Raw genomic sequence first — 24,201 nt, 5'->3', positions numbered from 1 at the left:
CAATAATGTAGGGCAGTGCCGGGCGCACAGCTATACGAACATTCATTTTTGAAGGTAAATTGCACAGCAAATGGTGTCATTCCAGTGCTTGACACTGGAATCCAGCCTTTTTTTAATCATTAAAACGTTGTATTTTAACATAAAACGGCTACTTTTATGCTTACCAACTTAATAAAATTCCTGGATCCCAGTGTCTGGGCACTGGGATGACATCCTTTCTAGTGAAGATTGCTCTCAAATCGCAATGTTCGTACAATTGTGTGTCTGGGCACTGGATGCGTTTGAAGCAGCTTATAAGATTTTTGATTATATATCATCAAGTATAGCGTGATTAACTTCGACTTTATACTTTGATTCCAGATAGCTAATTAATTGCTCTTTTAGCGATATCATCACACGTTTTCCGGTGTCAAGCGTGTTTAATTTGCCATTTGATGAATGCATTTCTTTTAGAACACCTATTATAATTTCATTATTGTATTGAATAGGATCTGTCACTGAACCAGTTGTTTTCATATTGAAAATCTCTTCTACAAAAGAAAAGGGGTAGTTTTGTTGATCCACTTTATTGCGGTGCATCTGCTGACCTTTAACTAATTCCACACCTTGAATTTCTTCCAAATCTGTTTTTTCTCTTAGTTGAACTGCAACCTCTTGCCCGAATTTAAACATTCTTTCTTTTATAAACTCACTACGCCAAAGCTCTACCGCTAATGCCTTGCCTTCTTCAAAACTTTGCAATTTGGGTGGAAAGATATCGACGATTTTTACACTAACAACGGCGTCCCCAACGCCCTTAAAATAACCTTTCTGATCCTTTTCTCGCGAAAAAATGAAAGAAATCAAATCACCAGAATCTCCTACGTTATTACCGCTTTGATCTTTTCCACTCGCATCTACTGGACCAATAGTTTGTATAGGTAAATTATATTCACTCAATATTTCTTCAATTTCTGAACCATTGTATATCTTATAGTTCACTTGGTTTATGAAATCATTGACTCTTTCAAAAGACTTTTGGTTAGTTAGAACTGACTTTATGTCTTTTTTTAAATCAACTAAGTCTTCATCAGAGATTTGATGCGCACTTTCCACTTTTACTATGTGCCAACCAAAACTGCTTGCTAAAACTTCACTTACTTCACCTACTTTAAGAGCAAATACCTTCTCTCTCACGTCTTCTGGTAAAAAATCCTTAGTTATATTATTTACTCTAGTTTCCTCAAGTTTTGCTTTGCCAAACTCTTCTACTATCTGTTCAAAGCTTGTTTTACCCTCCTCAAATGCTCTTCTTGCTGTCTCAGCTTCTTCTTTGGTAGAAAATATTGCATTGAATATATCTCTTTGATTTTTCAGTTCTTGTTGTTCTATTATACCATCAACTTCTTCATCTGAGATCTTGATTTGATCTTCAAAATACTTTTGGCCTAGGGAAATATATTGCGCAGTTCGATACTCAGGATAATAAAAATGGGATTTATTTCTTTCGTACAAATCAAGTAAGGCTTGATCATCTGGTTCAGGAATGTTTGTAACTGCATCTTCAGTTATTTTAACAATATCAACTACTCTAGTTTGGTAGCGACTTTTGTATATCTGCTCATCAATTTTCTCGCCAAAAGTTACTGGATAATTATCTTTAAATAATGAAGTCATGAACATCATTGCAGGCAGGACTTTCTCTAGCTTTGCTATATACTCTTTCTCTGTCATATGCAGGTCATTTAGCGTTTCATAGAATTTATTTTTGTCAAATTCACCTTTATCATTTTGAAAGTATTTGGTGTTTTTAATATGGTTTTTTATAGATTCTTCTCCAACTGTCAACCCCAGCTCACTAGTTAGGTTAAACAATAGTTTTTGCTCTATAAGTGCGTTAAGCAAATCATATTTCAGCTTTTTTACTTGTTCTCTACTCGCATCAGATCCAGAAATTTGTTTTCCATAATTTTGATATAGCGACTTATACTCATCTGACGTTATAACTTCTTTTCCAACCCTAGCTACCTCTTCTTTTTCATCATCACCTGATAAAAGGTTGCCAATTCCCATGAAGATTAACAAGCAAGCTAAAAGGACAACGGTTACTTTAGTGAAAAAATTTTTAACATTCATTTTAAACCCAGTTAATTAATGATTAATTATAGAATAGTGATAATTTAATGCTTGTAAACCTGTTGCTTTATTAGCTAATATATATAATATTACAATATATTAACTTAAAATTTAACTCTCTAATCTTAAATAGGAACATATGTTTAACTGAGTTATACTATACCTTAGGAAGGGGAAATATTTTGTTTGAAATATGCTTAAAGGTAAGCGCATTTAATTAACTTAAGAGGTGGGAAGTGACAAACAAAAAGTTATTGAATGACAAAATTAATGCTTTTTTAGTTTTAATAGTTTATATTTTAGCTCTGTATAACAGTAAGGGATACTTTAAATGGGAGATGCTTTTTTGATGTCAATGGAATCTTCTAAGGGCAATAACGATAGAAATAAACAGTTTCTAGTGCAAATAGCTGCTTGGTTAGTAGACAACACTGGTTTAACTTTTAATCAAATAGCACAATGTTGCAGATTGGCCCTTGAAGAAGTACAAGACATAGCTGATGAGGAAATAGAAGTAGAAAAATATAACCCTATTATTTCTGGAATAATTACTGAAAAAGAAATCGATGATTGCAAAAAAAATCCAAATCGTGTACCAAATTTGATTATAAAAAATATAAAAAAAAGGAGTAAAGCGATTGGTAGCATTCTTGGCTTTGCCTCTACGGCAAGACGTAGAGATAAACCTGATGCGATTTATTATTTAGTAAAAAAATTTCCTATCTTGGACAATAACGTTATAGCTAAATTAATTAGTACAACAAATTACACAGTTGAGCAGGTAAGAGATGGATCTCATCATAACATGCAAAATATAAAACCCCAAGATCCTGTACTACTCGGCTTATGTAGTCAAGAAAATTTAGAAGCAGAAGTGGAAAAAGCAAAAGTAGAAGAGGAGAAGCAAGAAAGGTTAAAAAAATATAAAGAATAGCTATTGAAAATCCTCATTTTTGTGTTTTGTTAACATTAAATTAACTTGACTTGCTAGTGTTTATTAGTATAATGTAAGTAAAGTACGGGGTTTAATGATAATTAAGCTTAATACGCACTGAAACTAACTCAGCCTAATTTATTATCTTATAGTCACATTTTAGGTTAGTAAGCATCAATTAAAATTTTTGGAGGATTATGACAACAATCAATGAAGATGTTTTGGCAAAAGGAAAGGTTACAGCTCAACCTGAAAAAAGTGAGCAAATTTACAATAACGATACAGTAAAACAGATGGTCAATGAAGGTACTGAGAAAAACAGAAAAACATTAGATCTGAGCGAATTAAAAGAGAAAACAGCAGAAGAATTGTTAGAGTTAGCTGAAGAAAGAAAAATTTCAACTAACGGTAAAAGCAATGGTAGAATGCTAAAGCAGGAAATAATATTCAGCTTAATGAAAAAAATGAGTGAAGAAGGAGGCATAACCACAGGGAGTGGAATAGTGGAAATATTGCCTGATGGTTTTGGTTTCTTACGTTCAGCAAGTGCAAATTATGCCCCAAGTACCGATGATGTTTATATTTCTAACGGGCAAATAAAGAAGTTTAATTTACGTACAGGAGATATGGCATATGGAGAAATAAGGCCACCTGGTGATAAAGAGAGATATTTTACTTTAACTAAGGTTCAAAGTATAAACTCTACTGAAGTAAGTGAATTAAGAAAGTACGTCCATTTTGATAATTTGCTTCCTCTTTATCCTGAGGAAAGCATAGTACTTGAGTGTAATAATGGTGATGATAAAAAAGGCTTAAGCATGCGTGCTATAGATATAGTAGCTCCTCTTGGAAAAGGGCAAAGAGCGTTAGTAGTTGCTCCACCTCGCACAGGAAAAACTGTATTGCTTCAGCAAATGGCTAACTCTATAGCTATAAATCACCCTGAAGTAGAATTAATAGTGTTACTTATAGATGAAAGACCTGAAGAAGTAACAGATATGATACGTTCTGTAAAAGGTGAGGTAGTAAGTTCTACATTCGATGAGCCTGCTTACCGTCACGTACAGCTTGCTGAAATAGTAATAGAAAAAGCTAAAAGAATGGTTGAGCATAAAAAAGATGTGGTAATTCTACTTGACAATATTACTAGACTTGCACGTGCTTATAATGCGGTTATTCCTTCGTCTGGGAAAGTTCTAACTGGTGGTGTAGATTCAAACGCACTGCAGAGACCAAAACGCTTTTTTGGAGCAGCTCGTAATATTGAGAATGGGGGTTCTTTAACTATAATCGCCACAGCTCTTATAGAGACTGGTTCAAAAATGGATGAAGTTATTTTTGAAGAGTTTAAAGGTACAGGAAATGCTGAGATCATACTTGATAGAAAACTTTCTGATAAACGTATATTTCCAGCTATTGATATTACAAAATCCGGAACAAGGAAGGAAGAGCTATTAGTTGATAAGGCTATACTAAATAAAATATGGGTGGTGCGTAGGATACTCAATCCTATGGGACCCGTTGAAGCAATGGAATTTTTACGTGACAAACTACTTTTAACAAAGAGCAATGCTGACTTTTTTAACTCCATGAATCACTAAAAGTAAGCCAGTTATGATGGATATGCTGAGCAAAAAGTAAAACGCTCTTATAGCTAAAATAATTTGGATTTACCAAAATATATTTATAGTTAAGTTGGCAATTTACCTTAAGTTAGCGCGTGACACTGGAATGACACCCTTGGTGGCAGACAGCTAAAGGAAAATATCAACTAGGTTTATAATCTATCACTACCGTGTTTGCAATTTTGTCGTGAAAAGCTTGTTTATGTTCATCACCTACTGCACATACTAAAACTAAGATTAGTATAGCTAAGAATAAAATGGGATTACAAAGTGATATGCAATAAATTATAAAAAGAGCTATAGTCCTTTTCATTGCTTGCATTGTAGTGATTGACTCAAATGTATCTTTGTCTTTTACACGCATGCTAAATAACAAGTGTCCTGGAGTGCCGCCAAATTTTACTAGCATGAATATATGAAATATACATGGTATCATTAAAAATAAAGAAAATACAATCGTGGTGATTACAATTATTGCACCCATGATCCCTTGTATTGCGTGTGTAAGTGAGAAATCCACCGCCATTAAACCAAATGGTATTGCGATAAATAAAATACAATCAACTATAAATGCTAGAGTACGTCTTGTCATCGTTGAGTAGTTTACTTTTTTATCCATGTACTACCTATAAAGAAAAATATCAACTAGATTTATAGTCTATCACTACTGTTTTTGCAATTTTATCGTAAAAAGTCTGTTTGCGTTGATCAAATACTGCAAACAAAAATAAAATTAGCACAATTAAAAGATATAGAAAAGTATAACCATGATAATGCAGATGAAGCAAAAAGCGAAAAATAATCCAGATGCTTCCCTTAGAAATACATCTTATTGTTGCTTGCATAAGGGTAACATTTGTAAATGTATTAGCATCTTTAATATGCATACCACACAATAGTTTTCCTGGGGTACCACCAAGTTTTGTTACCATTAATATTTTGGATATTGTTAGTACTAATGTTGCGACCACTGTAGAAACTATAAATGGTATTTCTGTTGCTAGTTGTGCAAGTTCCTGAAAAGAGTCTTTATCTTGATCTTGTAATGATACGATGAATACACCATAGATAAAACCGAAGATAAAATGAGGGGAAAATATGATGAGGTCAAGTATTTCTGCTACAATACGCCTTGTAAATCCTACATAATTTACTTTAACATTTATTTCAGTATTCATAACCCCACCTATATTTCATAATATCATCATATGATATAAAAATACGTTATTAAATAACCGTAAATATACTAACTTGGGTAATATTAGCTACTTGTGCCACTCTATTATTTAAATTAATATTAAATCATTTATAACTAGGGAAGTTATGTCAACACTAATCACAGTTGCATATGGCGACGGTATCGGACCAGAAATCATGGAAGCGGTGCTGTCGATATTGCGCGAAGCAGAAGCGGAAATCTCAATAGATATTATTGAAATAGGGGAGCGTGTTTACAGTAAAGAATGGTCTCACGGAATTTCTCCAAGTGGTTGGGAATCAATTGAAAGGACAAAAATATTATTAAAATCTCCGACAACAACTCCTCAAGGTAAAGGGCACAAAAGCTTAAACGTTGCACTCAGAAAAAATCTAGGGTTGTATGCAAATATCAGACCATGCATTTCATATCATCCTGTTATAGAAAATAAATTCGATAAGTTTGATATCGTAGTGATACGTGAAAATGAAGAGGACGTTTACACCGGAATAGAGCATAGGCTCACTGGTGACTCTTACCAATGCACTAAAATTATTACTAGATCTGGCTCAGAGAAGATATGCAGGTACGCTTTTGAATATGCAAAAAAACACAACAGAAAAAAAGTAACTTGCCTGACTAAAGATAACATCATGAAAATGACTGACGGAACTTTCCATGCCGCGTTTGATCGCATTGCAAAGGAATACCCAGATATAAAGGCAGAACATTATATAGTTGATATTGGAATGGCGCGTGTTGCAACAGAACCGGAGAATTTTGATGTTATAGTAACCGAGAACTTATATGGCGACATATTATCAGATATAGTCGCACAAACCTCTGGATCTGTGGGGCTTGCCGGAAGTAGCAACATCGGGAATGAATACGCAATGTTTGAAGCAGTGCACGGTTCTGCCCCTGATATTGCAGGAAAAAACATAGCCAATCCTTCTGGTCTTTTAAATGCTGCAGTGCATATGCTAATTTACATAGGTCAAGTGGGTACTGCAAAACTAATCTACGATGCATGGCTCAAGACTTTGGAGGATGGAATACACACTGCCGATTTATATAAGGAGAAAAGAAGTAAACAGAAAGTTGGTACAAAAGAATTTGCAGAAGCTGTTATAGACAATCTAGGAAAAAAACCGAAAACATTATCTGAGCTTATAATTGGCAGTGATCCAAATAGTAAAGTGGATAAAATACAGGATAATTATGAACAGGATTATAAGATTAAAAAACTAGTGGGTAGCGATATAACGCTTGCCTGGAGTAAGCCGGCTGACTTTGACCAAATAGTGAAGTTGTTTGAAACAAGTAATCCGCAGATTATAGCAATATATTCAAAAGGCCTTGCGATTTGGCCAGGAAGTTCAAAGTCTTCAAGTGACCAAATAACCTGCAGGTTCATTGCAAATAATGAAATTACAAATAGTGATGTGAATAACTTGCTAATCAAATTTGAGGAACATAATTTTGATGTGGTGAGAATGGATAAGTTGTATTTGTATGATGGGAAAGAGGGTTTCTTCTCTTAGTGGTTGCTTGATATTTTTATGCTTGTGTGAAACATTAAATATATTATACTAATAGTATCGTGTATTTATGTGAGGTGTAGTAATGAGTCAACATTTTAAGTTAACTGGTCAGGAGTTTTATGATAATAATGATCTGTTTAACGTACTAGAGATAAAAGCTGAACAAATTGTAGGTAAGGATTATCAAGCTCTTAGCAAGTTTCTGAAAAAACAATATAATAAATTGATACTTGTAAACCATCCTGACAAAGGTGGAGACAAAAATAGATTTGATCAGATTTATAAAGCTTATCAAGAGCTAAAAAAGTACATTGAACCTTTAGAGTCAGGAAATCCTTGTGTTAAAGTCAGTGTTGGTGCTGAAAGTGATGGGCGTTTAACGGCAAGAGAGTTTCACTATAGGAGAAGTTTGTTTAATAAGCTAAAAATAAGTTTAGAGGAAGATGCTGTAGGTAAAGATTTTGATGGATTGATTTCTATACTAAAAAGAAATGACTATTCGTTTAAAAAAGATCTAGAAAAATGCATGAAACTCCAAGCTCAAATAAATAGGATTTTGCAAAATCCAAATTTAGATAATTTTAAGAAGAGTGTAGAAAGTACAAAATTAATGAAAGAGCTATATCAATATATAACAAAGCCAAGCATACAATTATTCAATTATATTACTCCTCTAGAAGAAAAGAGAAGCCTAGTTAAAGAAGATAAGAAAGCATTAGCGTTGAAATTTATAGAGCGTAAAAATGCTCTACTGCTTGTCCCAAAAATAAGTCTTCTGCCTTTCGCTCTATTAACTACAGTTACTATAGGTTGCTATTTTTCATGGTGGATCATAGGATTTAATATCATTGCTGGTAATGCCTCTCATTTATTAGTAAATTATTATATGAAAAAGTATAAAAATTCAGAAATTTCCACTGATGAATTCATGAGTAAAATAAACTATATCACGCTAGGCAATAAGCTTCTTATCAACTATCCTTTAGCTGCTTTTTCTGTTTATCTACTTACAACAAATTTCATTGCTAATAGATTAACTGTTGGTGGAACCATACTTGGTTCACTATTGTTATTGGCAGTATTAATTGAAATGTTAGCTCCTGTTTTCTCAAAAGGCTGTGAAATATATGCTGAAAAGCACACAAAAGATTTACTAGAAGAGGATCCAAGAGATAGGGTACAAAAGGAAACTGACCTGTTAGGATGGTATGATCCACGAAAACTGTTAATGCCAATTGTTATGCCTCTTATTAAAAAGTGTTTTGCGGAAGTGGTAAGCGAATTTGCTGAGAGAAATTTTGATGAAGTGAACACTAATGTGTCTGATGTTAATACTGAAGGACTATCTAAGCCTCAAGGAATTGAATTTGCACAGTAACCAGTGTAGTATAGGCTTTTAGCTCTATGCATGGACTCAAAAAAAGTAGAATTGATATTTGAAAAGTTTCAAGAATCAAATTCTGCACCAAAAATAGAGCTAAATTATATCAATCATTATACGCTTCTGGTCGCAATAGTTTTATCAGCACGGACGACCGATGTAAGCGTTAACAAAATTACAAGAGAACTTTTTAATATCGCTGATACGCCAGAAAAAATGCTGAATCTTGGGCAAAACGAGCTAAAAAAACGTGTAAATAGTATCGGTTTATATAATTCCAAAGCAAAAAATATAATCGGGCTCAGCAAAATATTGATTGAGAGGTACAATAGCAAAGTGCCTACTGATTTCGATGATTTGGTGTCTTTGCCGGGAGTGGGAAGAAAGAGCGCTAATGTGTTCTTAAATTCGGGGCTTGGCATTCCAACATTGGCAGTTGATACTCACGTTTTTAGAGTGAGCAATAGAATTGGGCTTGTGAAAGAAAAAGATGTGTTTAAAACAGAGCAATCTCTTTTAAATGTGGTTCCCAAAAAATACCTGCTTTATGCTCATCATTGGCTAGTTTTGCATGGTAGATATGTTTGCAAAGCACAGAAACCTTCGTGTGAAACGTGCATAATTCATGATTTATGTGAATTTGAGTGCAAAAGGTATAAAGTCTAGTATTTCTTCTTTTGTCATCCAAGTAGCTATAGAAACGAAAAAACTTACTTGACACATTTTGCTGGAATGACACCAGTTGTTATTCAGACAACAGTTATGCAAGAGATCTGATTACATCTAAGCTAACAATGGACCACTAGATATATTACTAACTACGTTGACCTGATTCAATATTTTATTAGTGGGATTGAAATAATTTTCTATAAATTCCTTATATATAGCTGTTAACTTGTGTATATCGTTTACTGATACGCATTCGTTTATCTGATGTGCAGTTTTGTTGATTATACCAAATTCAATCACTGGACAAACATCTTTGATAAACGCAGCGTCAGATGTGCCACCACTTGTGCTAAGTATAGCATCAATGTTGGTAACCTTACTTATTGCATCAAGCATAATATCAGTATTTCTATCGGGAGTAGAGAGGAAAACGTCCCTGCTGCTATGCATAGAAAGTTTATAATCGTTAGTTACACTGGAGCATATTTCATCAATCAGCTTATATAAGCCACCCGGTGTTTGTTCATTGTTATATCGAATGTTAAAACGTGTAGTTGCTGAGCCAGGTATTAGATTGCTAGTATTATTTCCAACATCGATAGTAGTAACTTCGCAATGTGAAGGCTGAAAATATTTATTACCATGATCAAAAGTAGTATTTTTTACCTTACTCAATATCGATATTACCTTATATATTGGATTGTCTGCTAGGTCTGGGTAGGCAACGTGCCCTTGTTTTCCATGGCAAATTAATTCAAATGTTACAGAACCTCTTCTGCCTATTTTTATGGTATCACCTAATTTCTCACTACTGGTTGGTTCGCCAACCACACAAAAATCTATCTTTTTCTGCTTATTTTTCATCCATTCCAAAACTGCCTTTGTTCCATATTCTTCCATGCTTTCTTCAGCACTGGTAATCAATGCACTTATTGAACCATTAAATTGAAACTTCTCTGCAATCAAATTTACCATAGCAGCAATAAATGCAGCTACTCCGCTTTTCATATCAGCGGCCCCTCTTCCATATAGCATTCCATCCCTCACTTCTGGTTTAAATGGACCAAATGCCCAATCTTTTAACTGACCCGGTGGTACAACATCAACGTGCCCAGCAAAGCACAAATTTGGTACTCCATTTATATATTTCGCATAAAGATTTTTAACTTTATCACCAAATTCTAAAATCTCACAATCAAAGCCGCTCTTCTTGAAGATTGTTGCTATATACTCTATTGCCCCGCTGTCTTCTGGTGTTATACTCTCAAAAGAGATCAATTTCCTAGTTAGCTCTACAGGGTCAATTTTCATGTCAATCTTAAAATACTTATACTGCTATACTGTAAACACTCTATGCACTATTTAAAACAAATATTACATCAAACCGAACAAACTTTTCTAAGGGAAGTAATAACAGATTACCACCTTGCTGATGATATCTATGAAATATGCACACAACACGGAAATGACATCTTTCTAGTTGCAGATGAAAATACAGCAAAACTTTTAAACAAAAACGTATTTAATAAAATTTCTCATTTAATTATTCCAACCCCACCTGCCATTCCAGTGTCACGCGCTGGGATGACATCAAGTAGAGAAATGACACCAAGCAGAGCTGCCTCTCTTGAAACCGTAAATCTAGTGAGAAACAAAGTAAAAGACAGTGACTTAATAGTTGCATTTGGTAGCGGCACCGTTAACGATATCTGCAAATATGCAAGCTACCTCGAGAAAAAAGATTATATATCCTTTCCAACAGCCGCTTCTATGAATGGATATACATCCGCAAATGCTTCAATATTAGTAAATGGATATAAAAAATCGTTCAAAGCACATCTTCCAAGAGCAATATATATAGATATAGACATACTTGCCAATGCGCCACTGCGCCTCACATTAAGCGGATTTGCAGATTTCATTTGTCGTTCAACAGTTCAGGCTGACTGGCTACTATCTCATTTGTTGCTTAGCACAGAATACAATGAATTACCTTTTACACTTGTTCACGATTTGGAGCAAATTTTGCTAAGAGAATATACGGCGCTTACTAAAAGAAGTGGAAAAGAGGTCCTATTACTTATGGAAGTTCTACTAATTTCAGGACTTGGAATGGTGATGTCAAAAGGCAGCTATTCTGCAAGCCAAGGAGAGCATATGATAGCTCACGCAATGGAAATGGTAACAAAAGATTATTCCTCACTACATGGTGAAAAAATTGCTGTCACAACGATTACTATGGCTAATTTACAGGAAAAGATATTATCAATACAAAACCCGATTATCAAACCGACCACTTTAGATGTAAAACATATAACTCAGTACTTTGATAATATCGAATTTGTAAGAACTTTTGAACAGAAGCAAATTATGCAGCAAAAAATCCAAGAGATTATTTGTAAAGAATGGCATAATATTTCCAGTTTAATTAAGCAAAATTTACTACCTGCAAAACACCTGCAAAAAATATTTGAAGATCTATCAATTCCACACTTACCAGAGCACCTCAGTTGGAATAAAGAACAATATTGTAAAGTGGTCGATCTTGCGTTTACAACAAGAGATAGATTCACCTTTCTTGACTTAGCTAACTGCATAGAAGAAAGTTAAGTTTTGTAGTGAAATTCTGTCATTTAAAGAGATCATAGGCCAAAAGCTAAACCCTTTTCACAATCTCTTATCCATTGTCTCCTCACCTGAGTGGATATACAACTCATTCCAAGTAACTGACACTGGGTTTCACCAATAGCACTGCTTTGCTAAACATAGTTTAGTTCGAGTGGCTGAGGAGGGACTTGAACCCCCGACCAAGAGATTATGATCCTCCTGCTCTACCAACTGAGCTACTCAGCCTAATTAAAAACCTTATTATACACACGATCTATATGTTTCGTATAATACTTCAAATCAAACAAAGATTCAAGTTTTTCCGAGTTAATAACCTTAAGTAAGGGTTTATCTTGTTTCAATTCGGCCAGAAAATCACTGTTGTTTTGTTTCACTTTCATTGCATTGCTCTGAACAATTTTATACGCCTCTTCCCTCGCCAAACCACTATTTACTAACTCAAGCAATACACGCTGTGAGAAAACTAAACCTTTTGAAGAATTTAAGTTCTTTTCAATGTTTTCCTTATTGATCACCAATTTATCTATCAAATCTGTTAATCGCACTAAAGCAAAATCCATTGTTATACAAGCATCAGGAGCAATGCATCTTTCCACAGACGAGTGTGATATATCACGTTCGTGCCACAATGCAACATTTTCTAACGCAGGAAAAACATAACTGCGTATTAAACGTGAGAGTCCAGTCAGATTTTCACTTAAAATAGGATTACATTTGTGTGGCATAGCAGAGCTTCCCTTCTGCCCAGTGGAAAAATGCTCAGAAATTTCGCCGATTTCAGTTCTTTGCAAATGACGAATTTCAACAGCAACATTTTCTATTGAACTTGCAATTACTCCCAAAACTGAAAAGAACATGGCATGTCTATCACGAGGAATGATTTGAGATGATATGGTTTCAGGTATGAGTCCCATTTCTTTCGCTACATATTCTTCAACAAACGGATCAACATTTGCAAAATTGCCTACTGCACCTGATATTTTACAAATTGAGATCTCTTTTTGCGCGCTAATTAATCTCTGATAATTGCGTTTAAATTCAGCATAAAATCTGGCAAATTTTATTCCAAGAGTTGTTGGTTCTGCATGCATTCCGTGACTGCGTCCAACACAAACAATATCTTTATAGTCCTCAGCTTTTTTTTTCAATGCTGCAAGTAAATTTTTTAGATTCTCGAGCAAAATATCACAGGACTCTTTCAGTTGCACCGCAAGGCATGTATCCAAAACATCAGAACTTGTCATTCCATAATGAAGATAACGAACATCAACTCCCGCTTTTTTAGCAATATATGTCAGAAAAGCTATAACATCATGTTTTACAATGGATTCAATTTCGTTGATACATTCAACATCAAATTCAATAGCACCAGAGAGGTTCTCAGCAATATTATTCGGAATCACTCCTAACTTTGCTTGAGCTTCACACGCTAATTTTTCTATTTTAAGCCATATATTAAATTTATTATTTTCCTCCCAAATGGAAGACATTTCTTTTCTGCTATAGCGGGGAATCATTTTTGATTTATTCCAATAATGGTGTCATTCCAGTGCGTGACACTGGAATCCAGATATAAAAGTATTTGCAAATTATTCAATGGACAACGGATTCTAGAAGCATAAAATAATGTCCATGATGAAATAAACTGGATCCCAGTGTCACGCACTGGGATGACATGAGGGAAGCACTGGGATGACACCAGCTTAGCCATGGCAGAAATTTCTTTACGGCTATAGCGTGGGATCATTTTTGATTTACTCCAATAATGGTGTCATTCCAGTGCGTGACACTGGAATCCAGGTATAAAAGTATTTGCAAATTATTCAATGGACAACGGATTCTAGAAGCATAAAATAATGTCCATGATGAAATAAACTGGATCCCAGTGTCACGCACTGGGATGACATGAGGGAAGCACTGGGATGACACCAGCTTAGCCATGGCAGACATTTCTTTACGACTATAACAAGGGATCATCTTTGATCAGCTATCATCACCATCAGTAGCTTCTTTATTCGCATCTTGCTCTGCCTCTTGTTGCTCAGACTTCTGATTTTGCAATTTTACTTGCCTTAGCTCATTTGCATCTGTTTCGGATTTCACGACGTATATAGTAATTGGTACTACTACTTCACTATGTAATTCTACGTTTACTTGGTATTCACCCAAGTTTTTGATGCTTACTCCACCAAAAGATAAACTACGGTGATCTATCACATGTCCTTCTTGTAGTAAAATTTTCGCAATTTCACGTGTTGTTACAGAACCAAAAATTTTACCATCCTCTGAAGCTTGCTTTATTAATACCACAAACTTATCATGTAGTGACAACGCAAGCTCTTTTGCTACATTTAATCTTTTTATATTCTCTTCTTCCAGTAATAAACGTTGCTCCTCTAGCTTTGTTAAATTTTCCTTGGTAGCTTTCACCGCTTTTCTTTGTGGAAAAAGAAAATTACGTGCATAACCTGGTTTAACTTTGACAACTTCACCAAGCTTACCTAAAGTCCTTATATTTTCCTTTAAAATTATCAACATAAATTACCTAAACTTTTTTAGTACAGTAAGGAATAAGAGCTAAAAAACGTGCCCTTATGATCGCTAAGCGTAACTTCCTTTGTTTTTTTGCACATACGCCTGTTAATCTTCTAGGTAATATCCTACCATAGTCAGAGGTAAACTTGGATAATAAATCTATATTCTTATAATCTATGTCTTCATCTTTAGACGCAGCAAGAGGGCAAACTTTAGAACGCCTAAAGCCAGTCCTATTATTTACAGATACGTAAGAATTATTAAAACTATTTCGTCTTTTCATCATTATGCGCTTTGCTCCTCAATTTGTTTATTCATCATATGAGATTTACCTTCAAAAATTTTATCAACCTGCACAGGAAAGTGGCGAATAACGTTCTCATTAAGTTTCATTCTACGCATAAATTCATCCAGAATGCTTGCAGTAGAACTTATGCACATTATACAATAATGACCGCTCTTCATTTTATTTTTGTGATATGCAAAATCCAAAAGACCCCAATGTTCATACTTGATTAATCCTGATGCTTCAATGTTTTTCAAAAGCATTTCCAACGCTTTGCTCGATTGAGTTGGACCGTTTATTCTAAAATCTTTCAAAATATCTTGAAAAATCTTTATTAGATGTTCTGAAATATTTCTCTTCAAAGCATTTACTGCGTTATGGATAAACGCACTTTTAGTACTGCCTCCTAGAAATTTTGTAAAATCTTGCGTTATTCCTAAATCTTTTAGGTCATCTTTCAACTCTTTATCGATTTTTGACTTCACTTCTTTTAAATTTGAAAGATCTTCTTCTAATTCAACCCATAAAATTTTTGTAAGATCTTCCAAGAAATCAGAGTAAGCAACTAGACTTTCTTTAATGTCCTCAGCACGCACTTCTAACTCTTGTTTTGTAAGCTTGTCATTTCCTTTTTTCAGAATATCCCTGATTTGCTGGAACATAATATCTGCTTTAATATTTTTCAATGAAACAGCTAGCTCTTGGACCATCTCCTCTACTTCTTGCTGTAACAATCCTTGTTGTGCTATAAAAGTAAATTCATAAAGATTCACTATATCTTCCTTTAATACCGATTAAATATTTCATTATATAAAGCTTTTTTATATAAGCAAGTTATTTGTATTAATTTCTACGCCTTTAATCCAGCTTAAATTAGATATTTCATAAATTACTTGAGGAGCAATTGAGTATGCACCTGGTAATAAGATGCTCACTTTATGTTTTTCGAGAAGAAGTTTTAGCATTATTTTGGTTCTGCCTTCATCTTTCAATATTGTGTTTAATTCCATAGCGGCTTTTTGCGAATCCGTGCACTCAGTGGTGAGAACTAATTCTTTTATTGTAGAAGTGACTCTTTTTGTAAACTCAGATATATCCTTGCCTGCTAATCTTGTTGTATTTTCCGAAGCTTCAAGATCAATTATCACAAATGTTCCTGGTGAAAATAAATCTCTTTTTTCTTCTATTATTTCATTATTATAGAATGCTATTTCAGAAATGTTATGGGGATCAGAAAGTGTGAGGATAACAAACCTTCCACGCTCTGAAGTTCTCATACGTGCATTTAATATTACCCCAGCAGTTTTTGCTGTTCTATTTTCTCCGATAAACCCAATATTTAACTTTTCCAGAAGAGTTCTAAATTTTTCAAGCGGATGATTAGTTAAATAAAATCCTAGTGAAAATAACTCATGTTCTAATTTTTCCTCTTCATCAAAATCTTCCACATTCTCAAGTTTCGGTTTGAGGACATCAAGACTACCAAACAAAGCAGCTTGACTTGATTCTCTATCCTGTTTGTTTTTATTTGCAAAGTAAATCAGCGTGTCCATTGACTCATATAGCTGCTTTCTGTTCTTATGCACGCTATCGAATGCTCCGGATTTAATCAGGCTTTCTAGCGCTCTCTTATTTATTATATGACCTGAATTTTGAATGAATTCCCATATGTCCTTACAAGCGCTTGAACGTACGTTCACTATTCCTTCCGCTATAGAAAAACCAACATTCCTCAAGGCAGCAATACCATAACGTATGCGTTCATCCTCTATTGAGAATTCAGCTTGAGACTTGTTTATATCAGGTGAAAGAACGGTAACGCCACTAAACTTTGCTGCATGATAAAATAAATTCAGTTTATCTCTATCATCAATATTCAGATTCATTAGTGCTGTAAAAAATTCTAATGGATAATTAGCTTTAAGGTAAGCCGTTTGATAAGATATCACCGCATATGCTGCAGCATGAGATTTATTGAACCCATAACCAGCAAATTTTGCAACAAGGTCAAAGATATAACTTGCCCTGTCGTAATCAACGCCATTCTTCGTTGCCCCTTGGATGAAAAGTTCACGTTGTTTATTCATCTCTTCCTTGATTTTCTTACCCATAGCACGTCTCAGCAAATCTGCTTCCGCTAAGCTATACCCGGAAAGAATACGGGCTATTTCCATCACTTGTTCTTGGTAAATTATTACCCCAAATGTCTCTTTTAATACTTCCTCAAGTAACGGATGAATATAATCTGGCTTTTCAAGTCCGTGTTTTCTTGCAACATAAGTTGGAATGTTATCCATAGGTCCTGGACGATAAAGGGAAATTAAAGCGATAATATCTTCAATGCAGTCCGGTTTTAGTTTAATTAAAGCTTCTCTCATTCCCGAACTTTCAAGCTGAAACACTCCAATTGAATCACCGCTTGAGAGTATCTCATAGGTTTTTTGGTCATTTAAAGGAACTGAAGAAATATCAATCTTTTTTCCATCACGATTAATTAAACGACATACATGATCTATTAGCGTTAGCGTACCAAGCCCAAGAAAATCAAATTTTATTAGCCCAGCTTTCTCCACATATTTCATGCTGTATTGAGTGATTGGCAAAGCCGAATTTGGATCATAGTACACAGGAACAAAATTTTCCAACTTTTGATCACATATTACAATTCCAGCAGCATGAGTTGAAACGTGACGATATATTCCTTCGAGCCTTAGCGATATATCAAGAAGCTTTGCAATTACCTCATCACTATCCCGCTCTTTCTGCAGGTTTTGATCAAACTCTATCGCTTGTGATAAAGTTACAGGATTTACTGGATTAAATGGAACCATTTTAGATATTTTATCCACTTGAGAGTAAGGCATTTGCAATACTCTACCAACATCACGCAATACTGCCCTTGCCTGCAATTTACCAAAAGTGATTATTTGAGCAACATAACCGTACTTTTTCTGAACATAATCAATAACCAGGTCCCTTTTCTCTTGGCAGAAATCGATATCAAAGTCAGGCATCGATACACGATCAGGATTCAAAAATCTTTCAAATATTAGGCCAAACTTTATTGGATCAAGGTCTGTAATCTGCAAGCCCCAAGCAACAATTGATCCAGCACCAGAGCCTCTTCCTGGACCAACTGGAATGCCATTTGCTTTGCTCCAACGAATGAAATCAGAAACTATCAAAAAGTAGCCAGCGTAGTTCATCGAAGTTATCACACTCAGTTCGTAATTCAGCCGATCGTAGTATTGTTTAAGGTCCATGTCTGTCTCATTCGCAATACGGAATTCTAATCCTGCAACTGCCTGCTCCCTCAGTTCTTCATTCTCAGTTTTATTTTCTCGACAAGGAAATTTAGGCAAAATAGGCTGCCTGCTTCTTGGCATGTAAGAGCACCGCTTAGCTATCACTAAAGTGTTATGAATTGCTTCGGGAATGTCGCTGAACAGCTCCTCCATTTCTGCCACAGACTTGAAGTAATGCTCGGTAGTTAACTTCTTTCTGTTATTCTCCAGGGCATAACTCCCCTCCGATATACACGTTAATATATCATAAGCCTCATAGTCAGACCTATTTGGAAAAAACACATCGTTCGTTGCAACTAGTGGTATATTGCGCTGATAAGCAAAGTCTATCAAAGCTTCTTCAAGCTCTAGCTCTTTATTCAGCCCATGACGCTGCAATTCAACATATAAATGACCATTAAATGCTGAAAGCAGTTTTTCAACCGTTTCTTTATCTTGCCCCAACAATAGTTGAGCCAAACATCCACCGGTTAAAGCGATCAGACCCGTACTTAAATTCAATAGCTCATCAAAATCAACGTAAGGAATATCGCTGTTATTCTTGCGCTTTCTAAAAGACTCACTCACCAAAGTGACTAAATTAGTGTACCCTTGCTCATTTTTTGCAAGCAATAATATAGGTAAATTTTGTTCTGAATGTTTAACTATAATATTGCATCCTATTATTAGCTGTATTCCCCTACTTGCCGCATATTCTGCAAATTCAAGTGAGCCAAACAAGTTACCTGAATCAGTAATTGCAACCGCTGGCATTTTATTTCGCAAACAAAGGCCGATCAGCTCCTCAATTTTAACCGAGCTTTCAAGCAGCGAATAAACACTATGAACACGCAAGTGTATGAACATAAAAAACTTTAGATCAACAAAAAAGGATAACATTAATTTACTCATGAGAACATAATTTTCATGAGAACAAAAGCCTATAAAATTCTAAAATTAAAATACAAAAACTTACTTGACACCCTTCGCCAGCGCCCTTATCATGATAGTGAGGCTATTGTATTTGCTTTCGCCAATCTGCAGATTAAAAGGTAAGGATTACTTAATGTATCGGCGTCTTATGTTCAATTTTTTGCAGTATATAGATACTGTATGTCTTTACAAAACTTCATCTACATCTAGATTTTTATCTAAATAAGCTGAACGCGCTTATAAAGCGTTACAAGACATCAAAAAATGCCAATACTCGACAGAGATAGTAAAAGACTAGCTAACTCGGGGATTCTTTGTCTTTTTTTCTGCTTAGTAAATTTCTTAAACATTTGCAGCGTAAGTTAGTTGCAATTAAAAGCGGCTGAATCTCGCTTGTCAAGCGTTTAAAACATAAAAAACGCCAATATTTTAAAGCGGATAATAACCACGGGGCTTCTTTTGCCTTTTTTTTCATTTGGTAAATTTCTTAATGTTTATGGCTAAACGACAACCGTCATCCCGCTGCTTGTTAGCGGGATCTCTTGTTAGCGGCTGAGATACCGCGAATGAATCGCGGTATGACGTAGGGATTGCATTAGCTATAATTCTTTAGTTTTCACTTTTCTTTTAACCTTGCAATGATATTTTCTTTGCCGATAAAAATTAATAGTTTAGCGAGCTCTGGTCCTGTTTCTGTTCCTGTTAAAGCTGAACGCAACTGCGTAAATAGGTTTTTTGCCTTTATATCCACTGTTTGTCGAATAGTTTTGACCCATTCTGACAACGTGTTTTCATTACAATCACCTTGGGGCAATGCATTGAACGCAATTTTTATAAGCTCCTTATCAAGAATCACAGGCTCTATATCAGATTTGCATATTTTCCACCACTTGGCCACCTCAGAAAACCTTTCTATATTGTTCCTTATAAAATACCAAAACTCTGAGGAGCCCACTCCAATTTGATTTAAACGGTCTTGCACCATTTCAAATAGCATTTGTTGCAGCACTTTGCTATTTAGCTTATACATTTCACTCAAGCTGAATTGTGCAGATGCTGAGCTAAATTTTTTAATGTCAAATGAATCAATCAAAGATTGCATACAGGCGCAAGCTTCAATTGGATTGGATGTTCCAAGCTTCACTAAATAACTAACTAGTGCCATCGGTTCAATTTCATCTTCTTTTATAGATTTGATATCCAGCCCGCCTTTCCGTTTCGATATCTTGCTATCATCAAAATGTAGCAAAGGCAGGTGAGCAAATGTAGGGATTTTCGCTTTTAATGCTTTAATCATTTGGATTTGCACTGCGGTATTAGTTACATGATCTTCCCCGCGTACAATATGAGTTACATTAAAGTCAACATCATCAGTAACAGAAGGTAACATGTATGTGTAAATTCCATCTTCTCTTTTTACCACAGGGTCGCTGACGCTACTGGTTGCAATATTTATTTCACCTTTAACTTCATCATTCCATTTTACAACTTCATTTCTATCCAATTTAAATCTAAAATGTGGTCTTCGTCCTTCTTGCTCATAACGAATTTTCTCTTGCTCAGTTAGAAGTAACGCGCTTCTGTCATATACCGGGGGAAATCCTTGTTTTAACTGCAATTTTCGTTTAATGTCTAACTCTTCTCTTGTTTCATAGCATGCATAAATATGCCCTTCTTTTATTAACTGCAAAAACACCTCATTGTAACGCTCAAAGCGCTCTGATTGCTTAAAACTTGCATCCCAATCTATGCCAATCCATTTTAGGTCTTCTATGATATCATTTATATATTTGACATCTGAACGCTGAAGGTCAGTATCATCAAAACGGAGTAAAAATTTTCCGTTTTGATTGCGTGTGTACATCCAACAAACCAAGGCAGTTCGTACGTTTCCTACGTGGAGGTAGCCAGTTGGGCTTGGAGCGAATCTTGTTAGCATTTAAATAGCAATATTGTTTACTCTAATTTATTTTAATTTTATATAAATATATGGCTAGAGCAAGCGAGATCTGCTAATACAATTGAGCAAGAGAAGAATAAGTATGGCTATAGCATTGTGGCACCTTTGATATTTGATGGATTAAGACCATATGATAAATTCAAGAAAATTCACAGCTTGACGACAAAGGCTAATGTAGCATTATATTGGTATCATGACTAACTTAGAAAAGGTGAGAGAAAAACTGCAAGATCAAATAAATTATCATAATGTTTTGTATCACCAAAAAAATAAGCCAGAAATAAGTGATGCTGAATATGATGAACTGAAGAAAAAGTTAGCTGAAATAGAGCCAGAAATTTATGCAACACAAGATAGTGTTGGTGCTCCACCTGATGAGAGGTTTTCTAAGGTGGAACATCAAGAACCTATGCTTTCCCTTGAGAATGCTTATGATGAACAAGGTGTAGAGAAATTTTTGTCTAAAATAAAGAGGTTTTTAATTGAGGACAAAATAGAGATATTATGTGAACCAAAAATTGATGGGTTGTCGTTTTCTGCAATTTATGAGGATGGAAGATTTGTTAAAGCTGCAACTCGAGGTGATGGTTTTGTAGGGGAAGATGTCACTCACAATGTTGCAACAATAAAAGGCTTTCCTAAGTTTTTGCAAGGTGTGCAAGGAAGACTAGAAGTAAGAGGTGAAATATACATCAGTAACAGCGACTTTTTAAAGTTAAATGAAAACGATGAATTTGCCAATCCTCGAAATGCAGCCGCTGGTTCTCTAAAGCAATTGGATGCAAACATTACAGCAAGCAGACCTCTTAGATATTTTGCTTATTCTTTGATTGGTGGAGCAGAGAAAAGTCAAAGTGAGGTACTAAATAAGCTTGAGGCACTTGGTTTTTGCGTAAATGAGCATCAGTCCTTAACGAGTAGTTTAGATGGAATGCTGAAGTTCTATAATGAAGTCTATAACTGTCGCTATAACTTGGATTATGATATTGATGGAATAGTCTATAAAGTAAATGATTTGGTACTACAAAATCGTCTAGGGAATACTCACAAAGCACCGCGCTCAGCACTTGCATACAAGTTTTCTGCGGTTTATGCAAAAACAAAGTTAAACAAGATATTTATACAGGTGGGCAGAACAGGGGTTTTAACTCCAGTTGCAGATTTAGTGCCAGTCAATGTTGGTGGGGTGCTAGTTAGTAGAGCAAGTCTGCATAACCAAGATGAGATAAAACGTAAAGACATAAGAGAGGGAGATATTGTAACAATCAAAAGGGCAGGTGATGTAATTCCCCAGATCGTTGAAGTAAGCAGAGATTCTCGTCTTCCAAATACACCTGAATTTGTGTTTCCTGAAGTATGCCCTGAATGTGGTAGTAAAGTACGTCAGGTTGAGGGAGAGGCAGCAGTAAGATGTCCTGAGGAATTTGCCTGTAAAGCTCAAATGATAGAAAAACTAAAGCATTTTGTATCGAAAGATGCATTTGACATTGTTGGCCTTGGTGATAAGCAGATAGAGTTTTTTTACGACCTTGGTCTGATAAAACAAATCCATGATATTTTTACTTTAGAAGAAAGATTGGATGAATTTAATCTGGAAGAACAGTCTGGTTGGGGCGAGAAATCTATAGCTAATTTGTTAAATTCTATACAAAGCAGAAGGGTAATAACTCTAGATAGGTTTATATTTTCTTTAGGTATTAGATTTATTGGCCAAGTTGCAGCAGAATTGCTTGCAGATTATTATGTTTCTTATAATAACTGGTATAATTCGATGATTGAACTGTCATTAGATAATACTGAGCTAGTAGGTATAGATGGCATAGGAAAAAAAGGGGCTGAATCTTTGGAATCATTTTTTTCTAAGGAACATAACATCAAAATGTTAAATGATCTTACTGCTTGTCTTCAAATTCTTCCTGTGAGCTCCAACTCTAGTAACTCTGTTTTAAATAATAAAATTATAGTGTTTACTGGTAAGCTACTTGCTATGAGTAGAGGAGAGGCAAAAGTAAGAGCCAAAACTCTGGGAGCAAAGGTCAGCTCACATCTTTCTGCTAAAACTGACTACCTAATTGCAGGAGAAAAACTAGGATCCAAATATAAAAAGGCAGTGGAATTAGGTGTAGAAATTTTAGATGAAGACCAGTGGCATAAAGTGATAAGTTTGGGAGTGTTCAAATGAAACTTGGATTGTATATTAAATCAAAGTTGCAAGACTATTTAGAGAGTAGCCAATTCTTTCCATCCAAGAATCATTTTATTGACTTGCCTCAATTTTTCAACAGAAGGCAAGTCTTCTGTGCTGAGCGGTAGGCGGACAGTTTGATGTTCTATGAGCCCAATATCATGCAAAAGTGCTTTAGTGGGTATTGGGTTGCTGGCAATAAATAGGGCTTCGCAAGCCTGTTGCCAGATATCTGCCTGAGGGTTCCTGCCATTGAGGCACTTCTTAACATATTCATGTGCTACATATGGCCAAACATTGGAAGCAACGGAAACCAGGCCAGCCGCACCATAAGCGGCCATATCGGATATCATATTATCATCTCCACAAAAGACCTCAATATTTGGTGCAACTTTCTTATACTGAGCTAAAGTATCAACAGTGCCACTTGAATCTTTGATAGCCCAAAATTTTTCGTGGCTGGATAAGTTGCGTACAGTTTCAGCGTGAAGATTTATTCCTGCTCTTGATGGAATATTGTAAAACATAACCGGCACATGTGCTTTCTCAAGCAGCTTTTCAAACCATAAAGTCTGCCCCATAATTCCGGGCTTTGCATAAATGGGAGTTGTCATTAGATAGCCATGAATAGGCATACCCTTGCAAAAATCAAGCCATTCAAGAGTCTGATATAGATTCACTCCTGGTACGCCAATTATAATTTTCGTATTTAATTTTAGCTTACATACGAATTCAACTAATGTACGCTTTTCAGAATCAGTAAGCGATAGGCTCTCACCTGTGCTACCCAGCAACACTACGCCATTTTCAGCTTTAACTTGCATTGTCAGTAAACGCTGCAAACTGCTATAATCTATACTATCTCCATTGCAATTAAAAGGAGTAACACAAGCAGTCCATAAAAATGTAGATTTCAATTTAAAT

General features: G+C 35.2%; 20 protein-coding genes and 1 tRNA gene. 7 read left to right on the top strand and 14 right to left on the bottom strand.

What is annotated here, in order from left to right; all coding sequences use genetic code 11:
* Nucleotides 1–306 precede the first annotated feature (306 nt).
* Entirely contained in the window at nucleotides 307–2,115 is a 1,809-nt protein-coding gene (locus tag ABL518_RS05905; RefSeq protein ID WP_095742751.1) for a peptidylprolyl isomerase, read from the bottom strand.
* A 331-nt stretch (nucleotides 2,116–2,446) separates the two neighbouring features.
* On the opposite strand from ABL518_RS05905, the gene ABL518_RS05900 reads away from it, so the two are divergent.
* Together ABL518_RS05900 and rho are read left to right on the top strand one after the other, a co-directional pair.
* The gene (locus tag ABL518_RS05900) at nucleotides 2,447–3,049 is read left to right on the top strand and encodes a cell cycle transcriptional regulator TrcR (RefSeq protein ID WP_010082495.1); all 603 of its coding nucleotides are present in this window, start codon (nucleotides 2,447–2,449) and stop codon (nucleotides 3,047–3,049) included.
* Between the two features lie 197 nt (nucleotides 3,050–3,246).
* Complete coding sequence (rho, locus tag ABL518_RS05895; protein WP_007549497.1) at nucleotides 3,247–4,650, top strand: transcription termination factor Rho; 1,404 nt, start codon at nucleotides 3,247–3,249, stop codon at nucleotides 4,648–4,650.
* A 166-nt stretch (nucleotides 4,651–4,816) separates the two neighbouring features.
* Here rho and ABL518_RS05890 read toward each other — a convergent pair whose 3' ends face one another.
* Nucleotides 4,817–5,293, bottom strand: a complete 477-nt coding sequence (locus ABL518_RS05890; RefSeq protein WP_010082496.1) for an RDD family protein — start codon at nucleotides 5,291–5,293, stop codon at nucleotides 4,817–4,819.
* A gap of 22 nt (nucleotides 5,294–5,315) precedes the next feature.
* Nucleotides 5,316–5,852: an RDD family protein gene (locus tag ABL518_RS05885; RefSeq protein ID WP_006279799.1), complete on the bottom strand. Its 537-nt coding sequence runs from the start codon at nucleotides 5,850–5,852 to the stop codon at nucleotides 5,316–5,318.
* Between the two features lie 145 nt (nucleotides 5,853–5,997).
* Here ABL518_RS05885 and icd point away from each other — a divergent pair, with 145 nt between their 5' ends.
* The 3 genes from icd to nth all read left to right on the top strand — a co-directional run bounded on the left by icd (nucleotide 5,998) and on the right by nth (nucleotide 9,463).
* On the top strand, nucleotides 5,998–7,416 hold the full coding sequence (gene icd, locus ABL518_RS05880) for an isocitrate dehydrogenase (protein ID WP_010082497.1): 1,419 nt from the start codon (nucleotides 5,998–6,000) through the stop codon (nucleotides 7,414–7,416).
* A gap of 82 nt (nucleotides 7,417–7,498) precedes the next feature.
* Entirely contained in the window at nucleotides 7,499–8,794 is a 1,296-nt protein-coding gene (locus ABL518_RS05875; RefSeq protein WP_010082498.1) for a hypothetical protein, read from the top strand.
* A gap of 30 nt (nucleotides 8,795–8,824) precedes the next feature.
* Nucleotides 8,825–9,463 (top strand): endonuclease III, encoded by a 639-nt coding sequence (gene nth / locus ABL518_RS05870; RefSeq protein ID WP_010082499.1) that lies wholly within the window; start codon nucleotides 8,825–8,827, stop codon nucleotides 9,461–9,463.
* 117 nt (nucleotides 9,464–9,580) lie between these two features.
* On the opposite strand, the gene dapE is transcribed toward nth, so the two are convergent.
* Nucleotides 9,581–10,777, bottom strand: a complete 1,197-nt coding sequence (gene dapE / locus ABL518_RS05865) for a succinyl-diaminopimelate desuccinylase (RefSeq protein ID WP_010082500.1) — start codon at nucleotides 10,775–10,777, stop codon at nucleotides 9,581–9,583.
* Between the two features lie 42 nt (nucleotides 10,778–10,819).
* Between dapE and ABL518_RS05860 the strand changes: the two genes are divergently transcribed.
* On the top strand, nucleotides 10,820–12,076 hold the full coding sequence (locus tag ABL518_RS05860) for an iron-containing alcohol dehydrogenase (RefSeq protein ID WP_010082501.1): 1,257 nt from the start codon (nucleotides 10,820–10,822) through the stop codon (nucleotides 12,074–12,076).
* A gap of 170 nt (nucleotides 12,077–12,246) precedes the next feature.
* Here the strand turns inward: ABL518_RS05860 and ABL518_RS05855 are convergent.
* From ABL518_RS05855 to gltX, 9 genes are all read right to left on the bottom strand, one after another.
* Nucleotides 12,247–12,319: transfer RNA gene (locus tag ABL518_RS05855), tRNA-Met, on the bottom strand.
* Nucleotides 12,319–13,611 carry an adenylosuccinate lyase gene (gene purB, locus ABL518_RS05850; protein ID WP_010962833.1) on the bottom strand — a complete coding sequence of 431 codons (1,293 nt, stop codon included), beginning with the start codon at nucleotides 13,609–13,611 and terminating at the stop codon, nucleotides 12,319–12,321. The genes ABL518_RS05855 and purB overlap by 1 nt, the downstream gene beginning before the upstream one ends.
* Nucleotides 13,608–13,841, bottom strand: a complete 234-nt coding sequence (locus ABL518_RS05845; RefSeq protein ID WP_138344574.1) for a hypothetical protein — start codon at nucleotides 13,839–13,841, stop codon at nucleotides 13,608–13,610. The genes purB and ABL518_RS05845 overlap by 4 nt, the downstream gene beginning before the upstream one ends.
* The gene (locus ABL518_RS05840; protein ID WP_182282649.1) at nucleotides 13,838–14,071 is read right to left on the bottom strand and encodes a hypothetical protein; all 234 of its coding nucleotides are present in this window, start codon (nucleotides 14,069–14,071) and stop codon (nucleotides 13,838–13,840) included. The genes ABL518_RS05845 and ABL518_RS05840 overlap by 4 nt, the downstream gene beginning before the upstream one ends.
* A 6-nt stretch (nucleotides 14,072–14,077) precedes the next feature.
* A complete protein-coding gene (gene rplI, locus ABL518_RS05835) occupies nucleotides 14,078–14,632 on the bottom strand; it encodes a 50S ribosomal protein L9 (RefSeq protein WP_006279792.1) in 555 nt (184 codons plus the stop codon).
* A gap of 7 nt (nucleotides 14,633–14,639) precedes the next feature.
* Nucleotides 14,640–14,915 carry a 30S ribosomal protein S18 gene (gene rpsR, locus ABL518_RS05830; RefSeq protein ID WP_007548890.1) on the bottom strand — a complete coding sequence of 92 codons (276 nt, stop codon included), beginning with the start codon at nucleotides 14,913–14,915 and terminating at the stop codon, nucleotides 14,640–14,642.
* On the bottom strand, nucleotides 14,915–15,688 hold the full coding sequence (locus ABL518_RS05825) for a 30S ribosomal protein S6 (RefSeq protein WP_010082465.1): 774 nt from the start codon (nucleotides 15,686–15,688) through the stop codon (nucleotides 14,915–14,917). The genes rpsR and ABL518_RS05825 overlap by 1 nt, the downstream gene beginning before the upstream one ends.
* 48 nt (nucleotides 15,689–15,736) lie before the next feature.
* Nucleotides 15,737–19,066, bottom strand: a complete 3,330-nt coding sequence (dnaE, locus tag ABL518_RS05820; protein ID WP_348994403.1) for a DNA polymerase III subunit alpha — start codon at nucleotides 19,064–19,066, stop codon at nucleotides 15,737–15,739.
* A 682-nt stretch (nucleotides 19,067–19,748) separates the two neighbouring features.
* Nucleotides 19,749–21,071 (bottom strand): glutamate--tRNA ligase, encoded by a 1,323-nt coding sequence (gltX, locus tag ABL518_RS05815; protein WP_010962828.1) that lies wholly within the window; start codon nucleotides 21,069–21,071, stop codon nucleotides 19,749–19,751.
* A 214-nt stretch (nucleotides 21,072–21,285) separates the two neighbouring features.
* Between gltX and ligA the strand changes: the two genes are divergently transcribed.
* A complete protein-coding gene (gene ligA / locus ABL518_RS05810; protein ID WP_348994372.1) occupies nucleotides 21,286–23,274 on the top strand; it encodes an NAD-dependent DNA ligase LigA in 1,989 nt (662 codons plus the stop codon).
* A gap of 38 nt (nucleotides 23,275–23,312) precedes the next feature.
* On the opposite strand, the gene dapA is transcribed toward ligA, so the two are convergent.
* Entirely contained in the window at nucleotides 23,313–24,194 is an 882-nt protein-coding gene (dapA, locus tag ABL518_RS05805) for a 4-hydroxy-tetrahydrodipicolinate synthase (RefSeq protein WP_038199100.1), read from the bottom strand.
* Nucleotides 24,195–24,201: the final 7 nt, after the last annotated feature.

It is taken from the genome of Wolbachia endosymbiont of Drosophila willistoni, from assembly GCF_040084705.1.
In the GTDB taxonomy this organism is placed as follows: domain Bacteria; phylum Pseudomonadota; class Alphaproteobacteria; order Rickettsiales; family Anaplasmataceae; genus Wolbachia; species Wolbachia pipientis.
The sequence above is the reverse complement of the archived record's forward strand: the minus strand, read 5'-3'. Positions and strand labels throughout refer to the sequence as shown.

Excerpts from the sequence above, each read along its gene's own strand:
- ABL518_RS05905 (WP_095742751.1), bottom strand. The coding sequence starts at position 2,115 with ATGAATGTTAAAAATTTTTTCACTAAAGTAACCGTTGTCCTTTTAGCT.
- ABL518_RS05900 (WP_010082495.1), top strand. The coding sequence starts at position 2,447 with ATGGGAGATGCTTTTTTGATGTCAATGGAATCTTCTAAGGGCAATAAC.
- rho (WP_007549497.1), top strand. The coding sequence starts at position 3,247 with ATGACAACAATCAATGAAGATGTTTTGGCAAAAGGAAAGGTTACAGCT.
- ABL518_RS05890 (WP_010082496.1), bottom strand. The coding sequence starts at position 5,293 with ATGGATAAAAAAGTAAACTACTCAACGATGACAAGACGTACTCTAGCA.
- ABL518_RS05885 (WP_006279799.1), bottom strand. The coding sequence starts at position 5,852 with ATGAATACTGAAATAAATGTTAAAGTAAATTATGTAGGATTTACAAGG.
- icd (WP_010082497.1), top strand. The coding sequence starts at position 5,998 with ATGTCAACACTAATCACAGTTGCATATGGCGACGGTATCGGACCAGAA.
- ABL518_RS05875 (WP_010082498.1), top strand. The coding sequence starts at position 7,499 with ATGAGTCAACATTTTAAGTTAACTGGTCAGGAGTTTTATGATAATAAT.
- nth (WP_010082499.1), top strand. The coding sequence starts at position 8,825 with ATGGACTCAAAAAAAGTAGAATTGATATTTGAAAAGTTTCAAGAATCA.
- dapE (WP_010082500.1), bottom strand. The coding sequence starts at position 10,777 with ATGAAAATTGACCCTGTAGAGCTAACTAGGAAATTGATCTCTTTTGAG.
- ABL518_RS05860 (WP_010082501.1), top strand. The coding sequence starts at position 10,820 with ATGCACTATTTAAAACAAATATTACATCAAACCGAACAAACTTTTCTA.
- purB (WP_010962833.1), bottom strand. The coding sequence starts at position 13,611 with ATGATTCCCCGCTATAGCAGAAAAGAAATGTCTTCCATTTGGGAGGAA.
- ABL518_RS05845 (WP_138344574.1), bottom strand. The coding sequence starts at position 13,841 with ATGATCCCACGCTATAGCCGTAAAGAAATTTCTGCCATGGCTAAGCTG.
- ABL518_RS05840 (WP_182282649.1), bottom strand. The coding sequence starts at position 14,071 with ATGATCCCTTGTTATAGTCGTAAAGAAATGTCTGCCATGGCTAAGCTG.
- rplI (WP_006279792.1), bottom strand. The coding sequence starts at position 14,632 with ATGTTGATAATTTTAAAGGAAAATATAAGGACTTTAGGTAAGCTTGGT.
- rpsR (WP_007548890.1), bottom strand. The coding sequence starts at position 14,915 with ATGATGAAAAGACGAAATAGTTTTAATAATTCTTACGTATCTGTAAAT.
- dnaE (WP_348994403.1), bottom strand. The coding sequence starts at position 19,066 with ATGTTCATACACTTGCGTGTTCATAGTGTTTATTCGCTGCTTGAAAGC.
- gltX (WP_010962828.1), bottom strand. The coding sequence starts at position 21,071 with ATGCTAACAAGATTCGCTCCAAGCCCAACTGGCTACCTCCACGTAGGA.
- ligA (WP_348994372.1), top strand. The coding sequence starts at position 21,286 with ATGACTAACTTAGAAAAGGTGAGAGAAAAACTGCAAGATCAAATAAAT.